Annotated in this window: 13 protein-coding genes and 1 tRNA gene; 2 read left to right on the forward strand and 12 right to left on the reverse strand. The window is 58.7% G+C overall.

Annotation, left to right across the window (positions count from 1 at the left end; all coding sequences use genetic code 11):
- Nucleotides 1-65: 65 nt before the first annotated feature.
- From pqqB to AC3WQN_RS13985, 8 genes are all read right to left on the reverse strand, one after another.
- Nucleotides 66-977, reverse strand: a complete 912-nt coding sequence (pqqB, locus tag AC3WQN_RS13950; protein ID WP_103400658.1) for a pyrroloquinoline quinone biosynthesis protein PqqB — start codon at nucleotides 975-977, stop codon at nucleotides 66-68.
- Nucleotides 978-1,062: 85 nt separating this feature from the next.
- Nucleotides 1,063-1,137, reverse strand: a complete 75-nt coding sequence (gene pqqA, locus AC3WQN_RS13955) for a pyrroloquinoline quinone precursor peptide PqqA (protein ID WP_003194766.1) — start codon at nucleotides 1,135-1,137, stop codon at nucleotides 1,063-1,065.
- Nucleotides 1,138-1,264: 127 nt separating this feature from the next.
- Nucleotides 1,265-3,709: a pyrroloquinoline quinone biosynthesis protein PqqF gene (gene pqqF, locus AC3WQN_RS13960; RefSeq protein WP_103400657.1), complete on the reverse strand. Its 2,445-nt coding sequence runs from the start codon at nucleotides 3,707-3,709 to the stop codon at nucleotides 1,265-1,267.
- A 47-nt stretch (nucleotides 3,710-3,756) separates the two neighbouring features.
- A complete protein-coding gene (locus AC3WQN_RS13965; protein WP_103400656.1) occupies nucleotides 3,757-4,551 on the reverse strand; it encodes a carbon-nitrogen hydrolase family protein in 795 nt (264 codons plus the stop codon).
- A gap of 12 nt (nucleotides 4,552-4,563) precedes the next feature.
- Entirely contained in the window at nucleotides 4,564-6,246 is a 1,683-nt protein-coding gene (locus AC3WQN_RS13970; RefSeq protein ID WP_103400655.1) for a flavin monoamine oxidase family protein, read from the reverse strand.
- Between the two features lie 140 nt (nucleotides 6,247-6,386).
- Entirely contained in the window at nucleotides 6,387-6,848 is a 462-nt protein-coding gene (locus tag AC3WQN_RS13975; RefSeq protein WP_095147263.1) for an Lrp/AsnC family transcriptional regulator, read from the reverse strand.
- Nucleotides 6,849-6,951: 103 nt separating this feature from the next.
- Nucleotides 6,952-7,746, reverse strand: coding sequence for a WaaZ-like lipopolysaccharide core biosynthesis protein (locus AC3WQN_RS13980; RefSeq protein ID WP_103400654.1), 795 nt, complete (start codon nucleotides 7,744-7,746; stop codon nucleotides 6,952-6,954).
- 232 nt (nucleotides 7,747-7,978) lie between these two features.
- Nucleotides 7,979-8,761 carry a WaaZ-like lipopolysaccharide core biosynthesis protein gene (locus tag AC3WQN_RS13985; RefSeq protein ID WP_256587303.1) on the reverse strand — a complete coding sequence of 261 codons (783 nt, stop codon included), beginning with the start codon at nucleotides 8,759-8,761 and terminating at the stop codon, nucleotides 7,979-7,981.
- A gap of 711 nt (nucleotides 8,762-9,472) precedes the next feature.
- On the opposite strand from AC3WQN_RS13985, the gene AC3WQN_RS13990 reads away from it, so the two are divergent.
- A complete protein-coding gene (locus AC3WQN_RS13990) occupies nucleotides 9,473-9,649 on the forward strand; it encodes a hypothetical protein (protein ID WP_158248608.1) in 177 nt (58 codons plus the stop codon).
- 23 nt (nucleotides 9,650-9,672) lie between these two features.
- On the forward strand, nucleotides 9,673-9,846 hold the full coding sequence (locus AC3WQN_RS13995; RefSeq protein ID WP_158248607.1) for a hypothetical protein: 174 nt from the start codon (nucleotides 9,673-9,675) through the stop codon (nucleotides 9,844-9,846).
- A 266-nt stretch (nucleotides 9,847-10,112) separates the two neighbouring features.
- On the opposite strand, the gene AC3WQN_RS14000 is transcribed toward AC3WQN_RS13995, so the two are convergent.
- The 4 genes from AC3WQN_RS14000 to dnaG all read right to left on the reverse strand — a co-directional run bounded on the left by AC3WQN_RS14000 (nucleotide 10,113) and on the right by dnaG (nucleotide 17,954).
- A tRNA-Ile gene (locus tag AC3WQN_RS14000) sits at nucleotides 10,113-10,189 on the reverse strand.
- 15 nt (nucleotides 10,190-10,204) lie between these two features.
- Nucleotides 10,205-13,948 (reverse strand): bifunctional diguanylate cyclase/phosphodiesterase, encoded by a 3,744-nt coding sequence (locus tag AC3WQN_RS14005; RefSeq protein ID WP_103400653.1) that lies wholly within the window; start codon nucleotides 13,946-13,948, stop codon nucleotides 10,205-10,207.
- Between the two features lie 123 nt (nucleotides 13,949-14,071).
- Nucleotides 14,072-15,919 carry an RNA polymerase sigma factor RpoD gene (rpoD, locus tag AC3WQN_RS14010; protein ID WP_103401136.1) on the reverse strand — a complete coding sequence of 616 codons (1,848 nt, stop codon included), beginning with the start codon at nucleotides 15,917-15,919 and terminating at the stop codon, nucleotides 14,072-14,074.
- A 67-nt stretch (nucleotides 15,920-15,986) separates the two neighbouring features.
- Nucleotides 15,987-17,954, reverse strand: a complete 1,968-nt coding sequence (gene dnaG, locus AC3WQN_RS14015) for a DNA primase (protein ID WP_103401137.1) — start codon at nucleotides 17,952-17,954, stop codon at nucleotides 15,987-15,989.
- Between the last annotated feature and the right edge of the window lie 362 nt (nucleotides 17,955-18,316).

An 18,316-nucleotide genomic window follows, 5' to 3' on the forward strand; every position in this document is an offset into this window, starting at 1 on the left:
TAGAGGTGTGGTGTTTTTGCCGGGCTTGCCCGCACCAGACCACGCAGCGGTCTGGCGCTGCGCTGTCAGAGCTCGATGCTCATCCCGTCATACGCCACTTCAACATTGCGCCGAGCCAGTTCGGCGCGCTGGGCTGAGTCCTCATCGAGGATCGGGTTGGTGTTGTTGATGTGGATTAGCACCTTGCGCTGGCTGGGCAACTGCTCGAGTACCTCGAGCATGCCCCCCGGGCCGTTTTGCGCCAGATGGCCCATTTCCCGGCCGGTGCGGGTGCCAACGCCACGGCGCTGCATTTCGTCGTCGTCCCACAGGGTGCCATCCACCAGCAGGCAGTCGCTGCCGGCCATGATCTCCAGCAGCGGCCCATCGACCTTGCCCAGCCCCGGCGCATAGAACAGCTTGCCGCCCGTACGCAGGTCTTCGACGATCAAGCCGATGTTGTCGCCTGGGTGTGGGTCGAAGCGGTGCGGCGAGTAGGGCGGTGCCGCGCTACGCAATGGCAGCGGGTTGAACCGCAGGTTCGGGCAGGCCGGGATGGTGAAGCTCTGGTCGAGCTCGATGCGGTTCCAGTTCAGCCCCCCGTTCCAGTGGCTGAGCATGGTGAACAGCGGGAAGCCGGTGCTCAGGTCTTCGTGGACCATGTCGGTGCACCACACGGCGTGCGGGCAACCTTCGCGCAGGCTGAGCAAGCCGGTGGTGTGGTCGATCTGGCTGTCCATCAGGATGATTGCGCTGATCCCGCTATCGCGCAGTGCCCGGCCGGGCTGCATGGGTGCAAAACCCTGGAGCTGTGCACGGATGTCGGGAGAGGCATTGCACAGCACCCAGTTCACACCGTCATCGGAAATGGCGATGGATGACTGGGTCCGTGCCGTGGCCCGTAGGCTGCCATCGCGAAAACCCGCGCAGTTCACGCAGTTGCAGTTCCACTGCGGAAAACCACCGCCAGCGGCGGACCCTAGAATCTGGACAAACATGACCGCTCCACCCCATCAACGCTGAAAATAAAAACGCCCCGGACGGGCCGAGGCGTTGAACCGCATCTTCTCCCCGCAGGCAGAATCAACGGCTGGCGAAGTACATGGTGACTTCAAAGCCGATCCGCAGATCGGTGTAGGCAGGTTTGGACCAGGTCATAAAAACGCTCCTTCGGATTGGGCTCTATACATATAGTCCACCTCCGGCAGGAGGTGTTCGGATGCTTGTCGGGCCTATGTTACTGAAACGTTTCTGCAAATTGGAGATATCTGTCGAAGAAAGCCCGTTACAGCTCCGGTAATGATCCCGTTGCCAGATACCTACGGCCACCTTCTGCGCGCATCAACCGGCTTGCCGCGTCGAGTAGCGTTGCGTGATCCAGTCGCAATATGGCCTGTTGTAACTGCGGCAGGTAATCCGACGAATGGCCTGCCAGTTTGCCTTGCCACTGAAGTTCAAAGGCCTGGGCCAGTGGCATCGCACGCTCGTCGAGTTGTTCAGTCAGGACCTGTTGCTGATGGGCCAACACTTGATCATCAATCGCCGCTATGAGCTCAGGCAGTTGCTTGAGGAACAACTCCACCTGTTCAGCCAATGCTTTCGCCGACGCTTGCGGCGACTGTATCCCGAACTGCAATCCGGTCTGCCCGTTGATCTGTCTAATACCGCTGAATATGGCATAGCCCAATTGCAGCTCGACCCTCAGGCGTTGGTAGAAGGGCATCTGGCACAGGTGAGCCAGCATGCGCCATGCGGCTTCGTCGGCCAGTGCCTGGGTGGGCGCCGGGCAAAACAGCAGCAGCGCGTGCTCGTTGGCGGTGCCCGCTAGCTCGCTCCAAAGCCGTTGCCCGGCAATCGACTGTGGCGCTGTCGGCTCGCTGTCGGGAATCCCGGGGGCTCGGCTCAATGCGCGGGTGATTGCGGTTTGAGCCGTTGGCGAAAAGCCAGCCGCCAGTCCGTCCCAGCGCGCGCTGGCCCAGGTTCGGAGCAGGTCGTCCACCGTGCCAGGCGGCGATGCCGGTTGTGAGTCATGGCCCAGGCAGTGGGCGGGCAGCGCCTTGAGCATTTGCCGAATCGCGATTAGGGGAGTCGCGTTATCAATGCTGTGCCAGGCGTGGGCAGCGGGGTTGGCCAGGCAGTGCAGCGCCTGTTCGAAAATCGCGGGCATCGGCTCGTGCCAGCCGTTCAACCTCAGCCGCCATTGATTGCCCATTTCACTGAAGGACAGTTCGACACCGGCTTGCAGCGCGTCGTCGCGCAGGCTTTGCAGGCTGCGGTCGAGTACCGGCTGGAAGTTGGCTGGCGGCGTTGAATCGAGGCGCCAGCGCAGGGATATCGCCGCTTCGCCGCCGGTATCCGTCGGCGCAGGGCTGAACTGCATGGACGAACGCTCACGGCGGCCGCGTGTGCGGTCCTGGGCGAAGGTGCGCAAGCCCCGGTGAGCACTGGTCTGCCCCCGGATCAATCCGGCTGGCGCTGGTTCGTCGACGCTGCGCAGCCATGGATTGGCCGGAGGCAATTGCCAGGCGATCGTCGGGTGCTGCGCAGGCATTGGATTCATGTGTCGCAAGATCGCCTTCAAGGCCGCAACGCCTAAGTCCGACAGCTGTGGCTCCAGTTGCTCACTGTCCCGTCGGGCTAGCGCCAGGGCCTGGCTGGATTCAGCTTTTCGCCGTTGTACAAGGGCATATTCTTCGCGCAGTCCAGGCCAGTCGGCCTGTTGGCTGAAGTGATGCAGCCAGTCGTTGAACAACTCGGCTATTGCCGCAGGTTGCGCGTTGGGGCTGCTCAGTTTGAACTCGACATGCAGCAGGGCTTGCCCGGCAAAGTGGTACACCGGCACGGCCTTCAGGTGGTCGATTAATTGGCGATGGCGTAACTCGGCAAGCAAGCCGCCGGGCTTGGCGGCATTGAGCCAGGTGCAGAGGAAATCCAGTGCCTCACGGGATGCCGTGGGCAAGGCTTCGAACGCAAATACCAGGTTGAGTCGACGTTCGTCGATCTGTTGATAGCGGCCCGTTGGGCTGGCCATCAAGGCGGTCGGGAGGCTTTGCAGTTGTGCCTCACCGACGTTGAGGTCGGCGCTCAAGCGTTGGGCAATTCTGCGCAACTCATCCACAGGCTGTGGGCCGACCAGGCTCAAGGTCATTTGACCGGTCTGGTAGAAACGCTGATAGAAGGCACGCAGTGCCTGTTGGAACGCCGGTTGCTCTACGGCCAGGCTGTTGCGGTTGCCAGCATGGAAGTCGCGCAAGGGATGATCGGCTGAAAGCGCGTTGAGCAGCGCCTGTTGTTGCTGCGCCGCTGCGTCCAGGGACCAGGCGATGAACTCGGCCTCCAGCACTTCCCGTTCCCGCAATTGATCGTCGGGACTCAGGCGTGGATGGGCGAGCATGTCGCACAAGCGCTCCAGCCCTGCGGCGCAGACATGCACAGGCAGTTCGAAGAAGAAGTCGGTGGTGCGCTCACGGGTTTGTGCGTTCAGCTGGCCGCCATGCCGTTGTACGTAGGCCATCAGCCCGTCGTCCGCGGGAAACCGTTCAGTACCCAAAAACAGCAAATGTTCGAGAAAGTGCGCCAAGCCAGGCCAGGCCCGTGGGGCATCGTGGCTACCGGCGGCGACCCGCAAGACAGCCGCGCAGCGTTTCAAGCCGGGCGCATGACGAAGTGAAACCCGCAGGCCGTTGGCCAGGGTTTCGGTGTGAGGGTGAAGAGGGGTCGGCGCAGGCATGAGCACTTCCGCTACAAAGAAGCGCTCATGCTAGCGAAAACCTTGAGTCAGCGCTTGTTCAGCTCGCCGTAGAGCTCTGGCCGACGGTCGAGAAAGTAGCGATTGGCGGCGCGTGAATCGACCATCAACTGCCGGTCCAAGGTGCCAACGATCAGCGCTTCATCCAGCCCGGCCTGAGCGATACGGCCGCCATCCGGCGCGGCAATGCTGCTCTGGCCGCAGTAGTGGATCTGGTCTTCGCTGCCGCAGTAGTTGGCGTAGGCCACGTAACACTGGTTCTCGAAGGCCCGTGAACGTACGGTGACGTCGGCAATGAAGTCGTAGGGAATCATGTTCGCCGTCGGCACCAGTATCAGCTCGGCACCAGCCAGTGCCAGGCGTCGGGCGTTTTCCGGGAACTCCAGGTCGTAGCAGATCAAAAAGCCCAGCGTCCAGCCATTGAGCTCGACCAACGGAAACTCATCCGGTCCGACGCTGAACATCGAGTGGTCGAGTTCGCCGAACAGGTGGGTCTTGCGGTAGTTGGCAAGTCGCAGGCCCTGGCTGTCGATCAACTGCACCGCGTTGTAGATCTGCCCGTCCTCGGCGCGCTCCGGGTAGCCATAGGCAATGGCAATGCCATTGGCCCTGGCAACGTTGGCGATGTGTTGCGCCGATGCACCGTCTTGCGCCTCGGCCAATGCGCCGACTGCTTCCGCGCCGATGTTGTAGCCGGTCAGGTACATCTCCGGGAACACCAACAGCTCGGCATCCCCAGCCTCTGTTGCAAGTCGCTGCAGGCGTTTCAGATTGCCGGCAACGTCCAGTGGCAGCGGTGGGCATTGGTAAAGGGCTACACGCATCTCGGACTCCTCTTACTCGGGCAGGGCAATCGGCCCGATCTCATGGAACACGTCGCCCGGGCCCGGGTTTTCGGCGTGAGTCGTACCGCCAAAGTGATTCATGATGCCCCAGACCGCGTTGAGCGAGGTTTGTACAGCGCCTTCGACCCAGGCCGGCGTCCAGGACACATCATCCCCGGCGATAAATATCCCGCGCTGGTCCGCGGGCATGTCCTGCTGCATGAAGTGCGCATACATGCGCTGGTTGTAACGATAGTGGCCGGGCAGGGCGCCTTTGAATGCACCGAGGAAGTGCGGGTCGGCTTCCCAGGACACGGTAATCGGGTCGCCGATGATGCGGGCCGCGATGTCGACTTTCGGGTAGATCTTCTTCAGGGCATCGAGTGCCAGCTTCACACGTTTATCGATCGGTTGCGGCAGCATTTTCAGCGCATCGCTCATCCACGAGTATGACAGGCAAATCACCCCGGGCTTGTCGTCGCCGTTGTCGAAGAGGTAGGTGCCACGGGTCAGACGGTCGGTGAGGGTCATGCTCATCAGGTCGCGGCCGGTTTCCGGGTCTTTATCCTTCCAGAACGGGCGGTCGACCATGACGAAGGTTTTCGAGGACTGCATGTAGCGGGTGCGGTCCAGGGCCATCCACATCTTTTGCGAGAACAGTGACTCTTCGCATTCGATCTGGGTGGTCAGCAACCAGCTTTGGCAGGTGGTCAGCACCGCCGCGTATTCACGCGTGTCGCCCCAGTTGTCGGTGACGCTGAAGCGGCCATCGGCAGCGCGCGCGATCCGTTTGACCCCGGTGCGTGGCGCACCCTTGTGCAAGGAGCTCAGGCTGGTGCCTTGCGGCCAGTGAGCGCAACGCTCAGGGACATGGCGCCAGATGCCCAGTGGCACTTGTTCCACACCGCCCACTACCAGGTGCTGGTGGTCGTCGCAGTTGGTCATCACCACGCGGAAGATTTCCAGCATCGAGTTCGGGAAGTCCGAATCCCAGCCGCCGGTGCCGAAGCCGACCTGACCGAAGACTTCGCGGTGATGGAACGACAGCTTGGCGAAGGCTTTGGAGGTGGCGACGAAGTCGTAGAACGTGCGGTCGTCCCACAACGGCACGAGGGTGTTCCACAGCTCTTTGAGGCGTGGGACGTCGCGGTCGCGGATCGCCTGCTGGATCTCGCCAAAGCGGGAACCGTCTTCCAGCGCATCGGCCCAGGCGTCGGCGACTTCCTGGAACAGGGCAGGAAGATCGGCGAGCTTCTGTGCGTAGTGGGTCTGGCCTTCCAGGTCGATGACCGTACTGCCGGAGGCCGGGGTCAGGGGGTTGGGGAAGGGTTTGGTCTCAAGACCGAGTTTGTCGACATAGTGATAGAACGCGGTGGAGGACACCGGGAAACGCATGCCACCCAGCTCGGCGATGATCCCTTCGGCACCTTCGAAGGCTTGGGAGCGCAAACGGCCGCCCATTTTCGAGGCTTCGTAGACGACCGGTTTCAAGCCCAGCTTCATCAATTCATAAGCGGCCACCAGGCCTGCGATACCGGCACCGACAATGGCCACTTCCGTGCCGTGGTTGTGCGCTGGAATGCTACCCAGGCCGGCCGGGTGCTCGATCCAGTCGTCAAAGGCGAAAGGGAAGTCGGGACCGAAGATGGTGACTGGTTTTTTACCGTCTGCAGGATGGCGATTGTTCTTGTTCATGGCGGACCTTGCTGGCGACGTGCACACAAGTGCTGAGTATAGAAAAGACTGTCGCCATTCTAGGGAGCGTAGCGCACGTTAATAAGACGCAAAGTGTCGTCGTTTTGCATGTCTTCGAGTCAATCTGACGAGATAAGTGGTCAGACTGGCTGTCCGCGATCGATCTTGCTGCTGAGAATGATCGACGTGGTGGTCTTTTCCACACCATCGACGCTGCCAATCTGGTCAAGCAATTGATCGAGCTGTTCCGGTGAGTCAGTGCGCAGCCAGGCAACGTAATCGAACTCGCCACTCACCGCGCAGAGTTGCTGGACCTGCGCCATGCTACTGAGCCGGCGCAGCACTTCTTTGCCGGAGCGCGGTTGCACGGTGATCCCGACATAAGCCTGCAAGCCACCGTCGACCACACGCTGGCCCAGGCGTACGCCATAACCGGTGATCACCTTGGCCTTCTCCAGGCGTGCCAGCCTTGACGTCACGGTGGTGCGGGCGATGCCCAGTTGCCGAGCGAGCATGGCCACGCTTTCACGGGCATTGATCTGCAGGGCTGCAATCAGTTGGCGATCGATTTCATCGAGGGCGAGAGGGCGGGTGTCAGGCAAGGTGGTCTCCGGCGGCACACTTCAGTGGGCCGCATGTTACAGGCTGATGGGGGGATGCGAGTGCCCGCGGGCAGGGTGTGCAACGAGCGTCATGCCACACGCTTCACCCGAGAAGCGACCTCAATGCCTGAAGATCGATCCTGGGAATGACGCTCTCAGGAATCCTGGAGGTTTTGGACAGGTTGTAGACCGAGAAACGATCGCCCATGACTTTCTTCGACATCAACTTCAATGACGGCAGAATTCGGGTGTGGTAGTGCTCATCCAGCCTGCAAGGTGACAACACGGAATCGTTATTCTCATAGAAACGCCCCATGGCCGGGGTCAGATCAAACCCGACCAGGATAACCTTGCTGAAACCCAGGTGGTGGGCAAGTTGCAGGGCCAGGTACGCCACCGTGCGGGCATCGAAGACGCCGTCGCTCAGGTTCTTGCTGAAGCCGACGCTTCTGGCGCGATGACTCAGAAGCGAATGCTTGTGCACCAGGTTCTTGTTGCTTCTGAAGAAGTAATCGCGCCAGGTTTTCTTCGGGGCCCGTTTTAACGCAAAGAGCTTTCCTGTGGGCCGAGTCCCCGTTCGCCGCACATGTTCTGTCCATAAGGCGACGCGTTGGCTGATGTTCATCGCCAGGGAAAAGAGCTCGGGTTGCTGCTTGGGGAAACCCATGTCCGTACAAATGTAGAAGTACGGCTTGATGTTTGTGCCAATGAACAGCGAAATGGCACCGTTCATGGTGATCATCGGAACGTGGGCGAACTCTTCGACCGGAAAATCTTTGGCCGAACTCCCCGAGGCGATAATGAACACGGCACCGATTTCGCTGTTGCGGCACTCGTCGAGATCACTCGTATGACCCAACCTGGAGTCAACTAATGGGCGTTCCTGAGCTGCTTCCATGTCGGGTGTCCGATTGTTATGCCATTGATTATGCTTATATTTTTTATTGATCCATGAAGCATGACGCGACGGATGCCCGGCGAGGCGTCGCGTCTTGCGCTCAGTCGCTACCGGCGGCAATGGTCGAATCTAGCAAATCGCAATGAATGCAACCAACCCCAATCTGACCGAACGGTATTGTGGTCGCAAATCGAGGGAAAAGACTGAGGGGCTGGCGTGCTCGGATCTAACCTCAGATGCTCTCTGCGGCTAATATATCGCTCAACTCCGACAAGCTGATTTTAGGGAATACGCTGGTTGGGATTTTAGAAGTTGCAGACAGGTTGTAGACCTTGAAGCTTTCATTGACGACATGTTCCGACATCAGGCGCAGTGAAGGCAGTATTCGGCGCTGTAAAGCAGCGTCCAGGTTGCAGGGCGAGACAGCCTGTTCATTTTTTTCATAGAAGCGGCCGGCGCTGGGGTTTAAATCAATCCCGACCAAAAATACTTTGCTAAAACCTAAGTGGTAAGCAAGTTGCATGGCAATGTATGCAACTGTTCGTGCGTCAAAGTAGCCCGTACTCAAGTCTTTGCTGAATCCAATTGAACGCTGGCTTCCGAATTGAAATCTACTGTTTCGGACGTGAGATCTTTCCGGGTTTAAAAGAGAGCGGAGCAGCGAAGATGTCGGCGCTTTGGAAAGTCTGAATACGTTCTTTCTAAGTATATTGGCGCGAGATAATGAACCCGCCAATACAATGTTTTCGCTATGCTCCAGTGCCTGTGCGTATAGTAAAGGTTGCTCTACTGGAAAACTGACATCAGAACAGATATAGAAAGAAGGCTGCAGCCCTTTTTCTACAAGCAATGAGACTGCACCATTCATGGTGATGGTAGGGTATTCCGAAAAACGTTCAATCGGGAAGTCACGTGCCGAACTTCCGGAGGCTACAATAAAAACGGGTCCTTTTCTTGAGCCCTTCGCTAGGTCAAACGTCATTGGCTTTTTCACCTTGTCCGCAGAATTTTGCATGTCTCAATTCAGGTGTGATTTTCAATCGCAGGCACTTGTCATTCATGATGATGTTTCGGAAACATTTTATCATACTCCATTTGAAAGCTGCGTGCGTTACCTAGGTTCGGCCAAGAATGCCCTACCGCCGGGGGAAAACCTTCCTGCCGTCTAATCTGTAGTTGGCACGTCGATGGTGACTGACGAATACGGGCGAGGCGGGTCTTGTGCCTGCGAGGTGTTCGTTAAAGTCAAGCGGCTAGTCTCCATGGAACTTGGATTTTTTACAGTTTTACGTGGTGCTGGAGCTTGCTGTATTTTCGTTTTGAAATATTGTAACTGGTAAGAAAATAAATCCAGTTCGTTGGTTTCATGAGGCGGGGTAGAAGTGTGGTATCTATAGCGTCGCCCGAATGAAAGGCTCATTGTGTCACTGTCATTATGTCGATTTCTGGGTATTTTTAGTTTCGGTGTGGAAGCGCTGATGAGGGGATGTTGGAGTCATCAGTCATGAGGCAGGTTGATTGTGCGGGTGAAACGGTAAGATTAGAGAATTTACCTGTCATCGGCGAGTTAGTTGTAAGTGAAGTTTCAGTCAGGTTGAACGGCAAGTTTGAAACTTTCCAGCATGGCACAGTGAATGGGGGCTGCAAGAAGCCGCAACTCCGATAATTCATGTGATGACTGTTTTACTTTTTCGGATGTGGCATCGTTTTTTAAGGGTTTTGGCGCATGAGAAAGTTTGTTGAGTTTCTGAAGGCTAGTAAGTTGTATCGATTTCTAGTTGATGAGGATGAGTATCAGCCTACTCGCGAGGAATTGCGTGAGCTTCGTTACGGAAAAGCGGATAAAGGAAGTAGCGATATGTTGTCACGTGATCTTGAGAAAAACAAAGACATGGAAGGCTGATTGTTAAGCCAGTGATGGGGCTCATGGGTAACGAAATCGAGAATGTCCATGGTGTGGTTGGTCGTATGGCAACGCCCATCGGTGTGCTGGGTGCATCACCTGCATTTGGGTCTGCCAATGATGGCAATCACCAGCCGTCGCCTTTGATTTTTGTGCGCTCCGACTGTTTCGCCAGCGGCTCGGTCCTGTTGGCATAGGAGCGTCAACACGCTGATGTTCAGAAACCCGGGGGCTGAAGTGGGCACCGGCAGCGGGTTACATGACGACCGTCGGCCGTACCCATGCAGCGACGGGCTGGCGCCAGTTCATGCTGGGCCAAGACTTAACGTCGTGTCCGGGATGGGTTATCTGCTAAAGAATGCTTCGCATAACGAGTGCGCCCCTGGCTGGAGGGGGCATACATTTTCACGCAGAAAATTTGAGCCGGAAACGCGAAAGCCGCGCAATGCGCGGCTTTCGGATTTGGTGGGCCCACACGGACTTGAACCGTGGACCAAAGGATTATGAGTCCTCTGCTCTAACCAACTGAGCTATAGGCCCTCAGTAGGTCGCGGATTATAGCGACGGTTTCTCGGCTGTGCTATCCGAAAAGTCTGAAACTGCGATACGAAGAAAGGTTGCGGCAAATTCATCGGGTGGCAGCGGCAGGCTGACGATGTAGCCCTGGATCTGCTCGCAACCTTCGGCCGTCAGGAATTGCTGCTGCGCCTGGGTTTCGACGCCTTCGGCAATGATGGTCAACTGCATGCTTCGGCCAAGGGCGATGATTGCCCGGACGATGGCGACGTCATGGGGGTCGTCCGGTAGGCCTCGGACAAAGGACTGGTCGATTTTCAGGAAATCCAGAGGCAGGCGTTTGAGGTAGCTCAGTGAGGAGTAGCCGGTGCCGAAGTCATCGATCGCCAGTTGTACACCCAGCTGCTTGAGCTGATGCAGGACTTCCAGGGCTTCTTCGGCCTGGCTCATGATGAAGCTTTCAGTAATTTCCAGCTGCAGCAAGCCGGGCTTCAGGTGGTTGTCCTTGAGCAGTTGTTCGATGCGACCCAGCAGGTTGGGTTGGCGCAATTGCGCACCGGCTAGATTGACCGACAGCGAGCCGAGGCTTTCATAGCACGCATTCCATTCCTTCAGCTGCAGGCAGGCCTGCTCGAGTACCCAGTCACCGATCTGCATGATCATGCCGTTTTCTTCGGCCAGCGGGATGAAGTGCTCGGGGGGCACGTCGCCGAAGTTGGGGTGGTGCCAGCGAATCAGTGCTTCAGCCCCTACCAGGCGTGTGTGGTTGAGGCTGATTTTTGGTTGATAGCACAGGGTCAGTTCATTGCGTTCGATGGCGCGACGCAGTTCATGCTCCAGCGCGACTCGCTCGCTGGCCTGCGCGGTGAGATCGCGGGTATAGCTTTCGACCCGGTTACGGCCTTTGGCCTTAGAGCGGTACATTGCGGCATCGGCGTTCTTGACCAGGGTGGCCACGTCGCTGCCGTCCCTGGGGTAGAGGCTGGTGCCGATGCTGGCACTGATGAAGAACTCGTGCTCACCCGCCTGGAACGGCGCGGCGAAGCAGTTCAACAGCTTGTTGGCGATATGGTCGGCGTCACTGGCTTGCTGCAGGCCGGGCAACAGGATGATGAATTCGTCACCGCCCAGGCGCGCGACGGTATCGATGTCCCGCAGTTGCTCCTTGAGGCGCACGGCGATGCCTTTGAGCAGCAGGTCGCCGACGGGGTGGCCAAGGCTGTCGTTGATGTGTTTGAAACGGTCCAGGTCCAGGAATAGCACGGCACCCTGGCCGCCCCGTTCTTGCTGGCCGTTGAGGGCCGTGAGCAGCCGGCTCTCGAACAGCGTACGGTTCGGAAGGCCGGTGAGCGGGTCGTGGTGGGCCTGGTAATCGAGTTTCGCCTGGGCGTGCTTGAGGCTCGAGATGTCGGCAAATACCGCCACAAAGTGGGTGATGAAGCGGTCCTTGTTGCGCACGGCGCTGATGGTCAGCCAGCTGGGGTACAGCTCGCCATTCTTGCGCCGATTGGAAATCTCGCCTTGCCAATGCCCTTCTGCGGTCAGTTGATGCCACATGGCCGCGTAGAAGGCGCTGTCGTGCAGACCTGAGGCGAGTAGCCGGGGGGTATGACCCAGTGCCTCGGTCTCGCTGTAGCCGGTGATCTCGGTAAAGGCGCGGTTGACGGCGCTGATGTGCTGTTGTGTGTCGGTGATCAGAACACCTTCTGCCGTGCTCTCGAATACCGTGGCGGCCTGTTGCAGCTTTTCCTGCATCAGGTGTCGTTCGGTGATGTCACGCGCGATGGTCAGCATGCATTCCTCGTTGCCGATCGGCAGCGGCCGGCTCGACATCTCACAGAGGCGGATCTGCCCATCGTTGCGCCGGATATGGCAACTGAAGTCACGGACAAAGCCATCGCGCTTGAGCAGGTCGAGCATTTTCCTGCGTTCGTTCAGGTTGACCCAGATCCCGAGATCGAGGGTCGAGCGATCCAGTGACATCGCGCTGTTGAAGCCGGTAATGCGGCTGAATCCTTCGTTGACCTCAATCAGCAGCCCGTCGCTGAGCCGCGACAGCAGCAGACCGTCGGGGGAGGCATGGAAGGCTTTGGCGAACTTTTCTTCAGAGGTTTGCAGTTGCTGTTGGGTTTCCTTGAGCTGGCTGATGTCGCGTACCACCACGACCAGCGCCGGCGTGGTATCGAGTTCAAAGGGTTCGGCGGAGATCAGGCCGGTGAACACTTGGCCATTGCTGCGGCGAAAAGGCATTTCCAGGTTGCGAATGCTGCCCGCCTGCAAGCGTTTCAACAGCCCTGGGCCTACGCCAGCGATGCCCCATATGTTCAACTCGGTGGCGGTTCGGCCGATGACTTCGGCGGCGCTTAGACCAATCTGCTCCTCGAACGCTTCGTTGACCTCGAGCAGGCAGCCATCCACCAGGCGCGCGATCACCAGGATGTCCGGGCATTGCTGGAATACCGAGGCGAATTTCTGCTCGGAGAGGCGCAAGGCTTCCTCGGTGCGTTTGGCTTCGCTGATGTCGATCATCAGCCCGCGCATCACCGGTTCATGGCCGTGCTCGATCAGGCTGACGATGTCTCGCACCCAGAGGCAGCGGCCGTCTGCGGTGATGACTCGGTAGTCCAGGCTGTGATCGCGTCCGGCGAGGAGTTCGTGGTCGCAAAAATTTTGGGCGCGGGTGAGGTCGGCAGGGTGGATGATGTTGCGCCAAAAGCCCGGAATCAGCCAGTGGGAGAGGGGGTAGCCGAGCAGGTCTTCGGCATGTGGCGAGACGTAGCTGTAAGTGAAATCGCTGATGCGCGCTTCCCAGGCAATGGCCGAAAGGCTCTCCACCAGCCCGCGGTAATGATATTCGCTGGAGCGCAATTCCTGCTCCAGATTGACCCGGCGTGCGATTTCCGAACTCAAACGCCGATTGATGCGAATCACCGCGGCCAGGACGATGACCAGCAGCAGTATGCCGGGCAGGCCGTATTTCAATAGATCGACCCAGAAGGTCCGGTGATCGAGGACGTTGCCTACCCAATGTTCCTGGATGGAGCTGATTTCGCCCGGGGTCATGTCGGCCAGCACTTTATCCAGTATGCCGACCAATACGGTGTTGTTGCGAGGTACCGCCATCGCCAGTTGGTAGCGATAGGGTGTTTCGCCGCTGACGTAGAGGCCTTCAAGCTTGAGTTGGCGAAGGCTCCAGACACTTGAGGCCAGATCGCCCACGACCGCATCCACCCCATCGGTGGCCAAGGCCTGCAAGGCTGAACTGACGTTGGGCATGGGCACCAGATTGAGGTCGGGGTGGTGCGTACGCAGCAGCTCATGGGGGGCGTAGTTTTCCACCACGGCGATCTTCAAGCCGTACAGGTCATCAAGGTTGCGCGGTTGCGCACTGCCCACATGGGCCAGGATGACGATGGGAAAGTCCAGGTAGGGCCGCGTGAACGAGAGATAGGTCTGGCGCTCGGGGGTCGACATGATGCCGGGCAGGAGGTCCAGCTTGCCGCGTTTGACCTGGTCCAGTACTTCGGTCCAACTGACGGGTTCGACGGGGGTGACCTTGATTGCCAGGCGATTGCGTATGACGTTGATGTAATCGGCCGCCAGCCCCTGGTAATGGCCCTGTTCATCGCGGTACTCAAAGGGTGGCCAGGAGGCATCTACCCCCAGGCGCAATTCAGGGTGAGCCGCAAGCCAGCGACGTTCTTCGTCTGTAAGAGACAGCGCGCCAGCCGTTGCGGTCCAGGTTATCAGCGACAGTAAAAGTACGGCCGGGATTCTGGGCATAACGGTCTCGTTATGGCTCGGGGGGATGATTCGAGTGTAGACGCGCTGGCGGGGGGAGGTGGGGTGCGGGGAGGATTAAATCTGTAGAAAGCAAAACCCCCGGCAGGGCCGGGGGTCTTGGGGTTACTCGTCGAGGAAGGAGCGCAGATGCTCGCTTCTCGTCGGGTGGCGCAGCTTGCGCAGCGCCTTGGCTTCGATCTGGCGGATCCGTTCACGGGTAACGTCGAACTGCTTACCGACTTCCTCAAGGGTGTGGTCGGTATTCATGTCGATACCGAAGCGCATGCGCAGGACCTTGGCTTCACGGGCAGTGAGGCCGGAGAGTACTTCGCGAGTGGCTTCTTTAAGGCTCTCAACGGTAGCGACATCGATTGGCGACTGCATGGTCGAGTCTTCGATGAAGTCACCCAGATGGGAGTCTTCGTCATCACCGATCGGGGTTTCCATGGAGATCGGCTCTTTAGCGATCTTCAATACCTTGCGGATCTTGTCCTCAGGCATTTCCATGCGTTCGCCCAGCTCTTCCGGGGTCGGTTCGCGACCCATTTCCTGCAACATCTGCCGGGAAATACGGTTGAGCTTGTTGATCGTCTCGATCATGTGCACCGGGATACGGATGGTGCGGGCCTGGTCGGCGATCGAGCGAGTGATCGCCTGACGGATCCACCAGGTGGCATAAGTCGAGAACTTGTAGCCGCGACGGTATTCGAACTTGTCTACCGCTTTCATCAAGCCGATGTTGCCTTCCTGGATCAGATCGAGGAATTGCAGGCCACGGTTGGTGTACTTCTTGGCGATCGAGATCACCAGACGCAGGTTGGCTTCAACCATCTCTTTCTTCGCGCGGCGGGCCTTGGCCTCACCGATCGACATGCGACGGTTGATGTCCTTGATTTCAGCGATGGTCAAACCGGTTTCGGTTTCCAGCGCGGTCAGCTTCTGCTGGCAACGGACGATGTCCGGCTGCAGACGGCCAATGGCTTCAGCGTATTTGCTTTTGCCTTTGGCCAGGGCATCACTCCAGCTTTCGTCGACTTCGTTGCCCGGGAACTGGCGCAGGAAGTCTGCACGCGGCATGCGTGCATCACGAACGCAGAGCTGCATGATTGCGCGCTCTTGCTGACGCAGGCGATCCAGGGCACTGCGAACACGCTCGACCAGGCCTTCGAATTGCTTCGGTACCAGTTTGATCGGCATGAACAGCTCGGCCAGGGCCAACAACTCGGCAATCGCTGCCTTGTTGTTGCGACCGTGCTTTTTCAGCGCCTTGCGGGTGATTTCCATCTGGTCGGCCACAGCGCCAAAACGCTGGGCTGCGATGACCGGATCCGGACCGCTTTCGGCTTCTTCTTCGTCGTCACTGGCTTCAGCGTCGTCCTCTTCGGCGTCGTCGTCCGCTTTCGCGGCCTTGGCGTCGACAGGCGGTGGCACTTCTGCAGCAGGCGGCGCAATGCCGTCGTCCGGGTCGATATAACCGCTCAGGACGTCGGACAGGCGGCCACCTTCGGTGGTGACGCGAGTGTATTCGGAGAGAATGTGGTCAACCGTGCCAGGGAAGTGCGCAATTGCGCCCATCACTTCACGGATGCCCTCTTCAATACGCTTGGCGATTTCGATTTCGCCTTCACGTGTGAGGAGCTCTACCGTACCCATTTCACGCATGTACATGCGCACAGGGTCGGTGGTGCGACCGATGTCGGTCTCGACCGCTGCCAACGCAGCCGCTGCTTCTTCCGCAGCGGCCTCGTCGGTATCGGCGTCGGCCAGCATAAGGGCGTCCGCATCCGGAGCACTCTCGTGTACGGGAATCCCCATGTCATTAATCATGCGGATGATGTCTTCCACCTGTTCCGGATCTGAAATATCCTCCGGCAGGTGGTCGTTGACCTCTGCGTAAGTCAGATACTTCTGCTCACGACCCAGTTTGATCAACTCGATGATACGAGACTGCTGTTGCGCTTTTCCGGACATAACACCCTATCCACTGAAGGTCTTGGCGGGCAAAAAACAAGCCGAGGATTATACCTGAGCTATGACCTCACGCGCCAGTTGAGGTCGGGCTTGATGCGGAAACATTGCGACTTAAAAGGTCGCGCAGTTGATTTTTCTCGTCGCTACTCAGTTCGCCTTGACGTGCTTTCCTGAGTAGTTGTTCCAGATTTCGCTCGCGTTGGCGGGCTGACAAGCTAGTTATGGTGTCGAAAAACTGTTGTTCAAGGTTATCTCCCTCAATCAGCCATTCCTTTTCTGCCAATGCCTTGAGCAAGCGACCCTGTTCGGTTCCATGCCAGCGTGCAATCAACTGAAATGAGTTTAGCTTGGGATTCTTCTGTACGGCTTCCAGTAGTGCTACCAGCAATTGAGTGTTGGAGTGATCCTCGGCAGCGAAGTGCCCGGCGTCCTCGACTTTTTTAGCCAGTTGCGGGTGATGCAGTAGCGTACGCAAGGCTGCCAGTGTAGGTGGCTCTACGGCTGCCGGCACTCGTGGTGCCCGTGGTTGGTCGCGATCGCCGCCGCGCTTGCCGTTCTTGTCCCAGGGTTTCTTGTCCCATTTCTTGCCGCCGGCGCCGGTTTTCTTGGGCGTCCACTCTTGCTGCGGCGCATACATGTCTTGCGCTTGCGGCTGGTGGTAGTCGCTGTAGTCCGGCATGGCGTCGTAATTGATGCCCGGGTCATAGGCCGGCGGCGCATCCTGCGGGGCGTTGTGTACCAGTTGGCTCACGGTTTCGTTGGTGAGGCCGGTAATTTCAGTCAGGCGCTGGCGCATCAGTGTGCGCAGGTTGGCGCCAGGTACTTTGTCGATCAGCGGTGCGGCGAGGGTGGCCATGTGGGCCTTGCCTTCGAGCGAGCGCGGGTCGGCTTCCTCGGTCAGTTGCTGGAAGAAGTAATCGGCCAGGGGCTGGGCGTGCTGATTGATGCGCGCGCGGAAGGCATCGGTGCCTTCGGAGCGGACCAGGGTGTCCGGGTCCTCACCTTCGGGCAGAAACAGAAAGCGCGCGCGCCGGCCGTCCTGCAGGCTCGACAGCGTTGCTTCGAGTGCGCGCCATGCGGCGTTGCGGCCGGCCTGGTCGCCATCGAAGCAGAACAGCACGCTGGGCACGACGCGGAACAGTCGCTTGAGGTGTTCTTCGCTGGTTGCGGTGCCCAGTGTGGCAACGGCATTGCGCAGGCCTTGCTGGGCCAGGGCGATAACGTCCATGTAACCCTCGACGACGATGATTTCGTCGAGGTTGCGGTTGGTCTTGCGGGCTTCATACAGGCCATAGAGTTCCTGGCCTTTATGAAATACCGGGGTTTCCGGTGAATTCAGGTACTTCGGTTTGTCGTCGCCCAGTACCCGGCCGCCAAAGGCGATGATGCGCCCGCGGCTGTCGCGGATCGGGAACATGACGCGATCACGGAAGCGGTCGTAGCGCTTGCCGGTTTCGGCGTTTTCGATCAGCAGGCCAGCATCGATCATGGCTTTTTGTTGCAATGTATCGCTGCTCAGGTGCTTGAACAGATTGTCCCAGCCCGGAGGGGCGAAGCCGAGGCCGAAATCGCGAGCGATTTCGCCGGTCAGGCCGCGCCCTTTCAGGTAGTCGACAGCCGCTTTGCGCGCCGGGTGGCTTTTCAGGGCCTGGCGGTAAAAGTCGGCGGCGGCGGTCAGTAGCGGGTAGAGCGGCGAGTCGGTCGGTTGTCGCGGCTTGTGCGGACGACCGCTTTCTTCGCGAGGTATTTCCATGCCAGCGGCTTTGGCCAGTTCTTCGACGGCCTGGGGGAAATCCAGGTTGTCGTGGTCCATGATGAAGCCGAGGGCATTGCCGCCAGCGCCGCAGCCAAAGCAGTAGTAGAACTGTTTGTCCGGGCTGACGCTGAAGGAGGGGGTTTTTTCCTTGTGGAACGGGCAGCAGGCGGTGTAGTTCTTGCCGGCTTTTTTCATTTGCAGGCGAGAGCTGACCACGTCGACGATGTCGGTGCGGTTCAGAAGGTCGTCAATAAAGCTCTGGGGAATTAGCCCGGCCATGGCGTTCTCGTCATCACTGCGTCTGAATGATTGGCCCACGCGAAGGGCGAACGGTGCCGGGTCATGGTTTTGAGGCGCGGCGGATGTGCGGCTCGACCAGGTATCGTCTGCGTATTCGCTGTCGGGGAGTGTATCTGCCGAAAATCCACTGAGGTTAGTACCAATCAGTATTCGACTGTTCGAAAGTGTTGCGCTGAATCCGGCGGTGCCCGGTGACAGGCCTCGGATAGCTCAAAATCAGGCACGCAAGAGGGTGCCTTGGGCTGATCGTCGATAGAATCAGTAGGGTGTGCTCGTCAGTAGCCTTGGAAGGCTCGTCAGAAGAGACGTGCACTGCTGGCAAAAGAGCCAGGTCTGACGTG

Source organism: Pseudomonas sp. FW300-N1A1 (assembly GCF_058789115.1).

What these genes read in the sequence shown, in the direction of transcription:
- dnaG (WP_103401137.1), bottom strand. Translation starts at nt 17,954, where the DNA reads ATGGCCGGGCTAATTCCCCAGAGCTTTATTGACGACCTTCTGAACCGC.
- AC3WQN_RS13985 (WP_256587303.1), bottom strand. Translation starts at nt 8,761, where the DNA reads ATGCAAAATTCTGCGGACAAGGTGAAAAAGCCAATGACGTTTGACCTA.
- AC3WQN_RS13980 (WP_103400654.1), bottom strand. Translation starts at nt 7,746, where the DNA reads ATGGAAGCAGCTCAGGAACGCCCATTAGTTGACTCCAGGTTGGGTCAT.
- pqqB (WP_103400658.1), bottom strand. Translation starts at nt 977, where the DNA reads ATGTTTGTCCAGATTCTAGGGTCCGCCGCTGGCGGTGGTTTTCCGCAG.
- rpoD (WP_103401136.1), bottom strand. Translation starts at nt 15,919, where the DNA reads ATGTCCGGAAAAGCGCAACAGCAGTCTCGTATCATCGAGTTGATCAAA.
- AC3WQN_RS13990 (WP_158248608.1), top strand. Translation starts at nt 9,473, where the DNA reads ATGAGAAAGTTTGTTGAGTTTCTGAAGGCTAGTAAGTTGTATCGATTT.
- AC3WQN_RS13970 (WP_103400655.1), bottom strand. Translation starts at nt 6,246, where the DNA reads ATGAACAAGAACAATCGCCATCCTGCAGACGGTAAAAAACCAGTCACC.
- AC3WQN_RS13965 (WP_103400656.1), bottom strand. Translation starts at nt 4,551, where the DNA reads ATGCGTGTAGCCCTTTACCAATGCCCACCGCTGCCACTGGACGTTGCC.
- AC3WQN_RS14005 (WP_103400653.1), bottom strand. Translation starts at nt 13,948, where the DNA reads ATGCCCAGAATCCCGGCCGTACTTTTACTGTCGCTGATAACCTGGACC.
- pqqF (WP_103400657.1), bottom strand. Translation starts at nt 3,709, where the DNA reads ATGCCTGCGCCGACCCCTCTTCACCCTCACACCGAAACCCTGGCCAAC.
- AC3WQN_RS13995 (WP_158248607.1), top strand. Translation starts at nt 9,673, where the DNA reads ATGGGTAACGAAATCGAGAATGTCCATGGTGTGGTTGGTCGTATGGCA.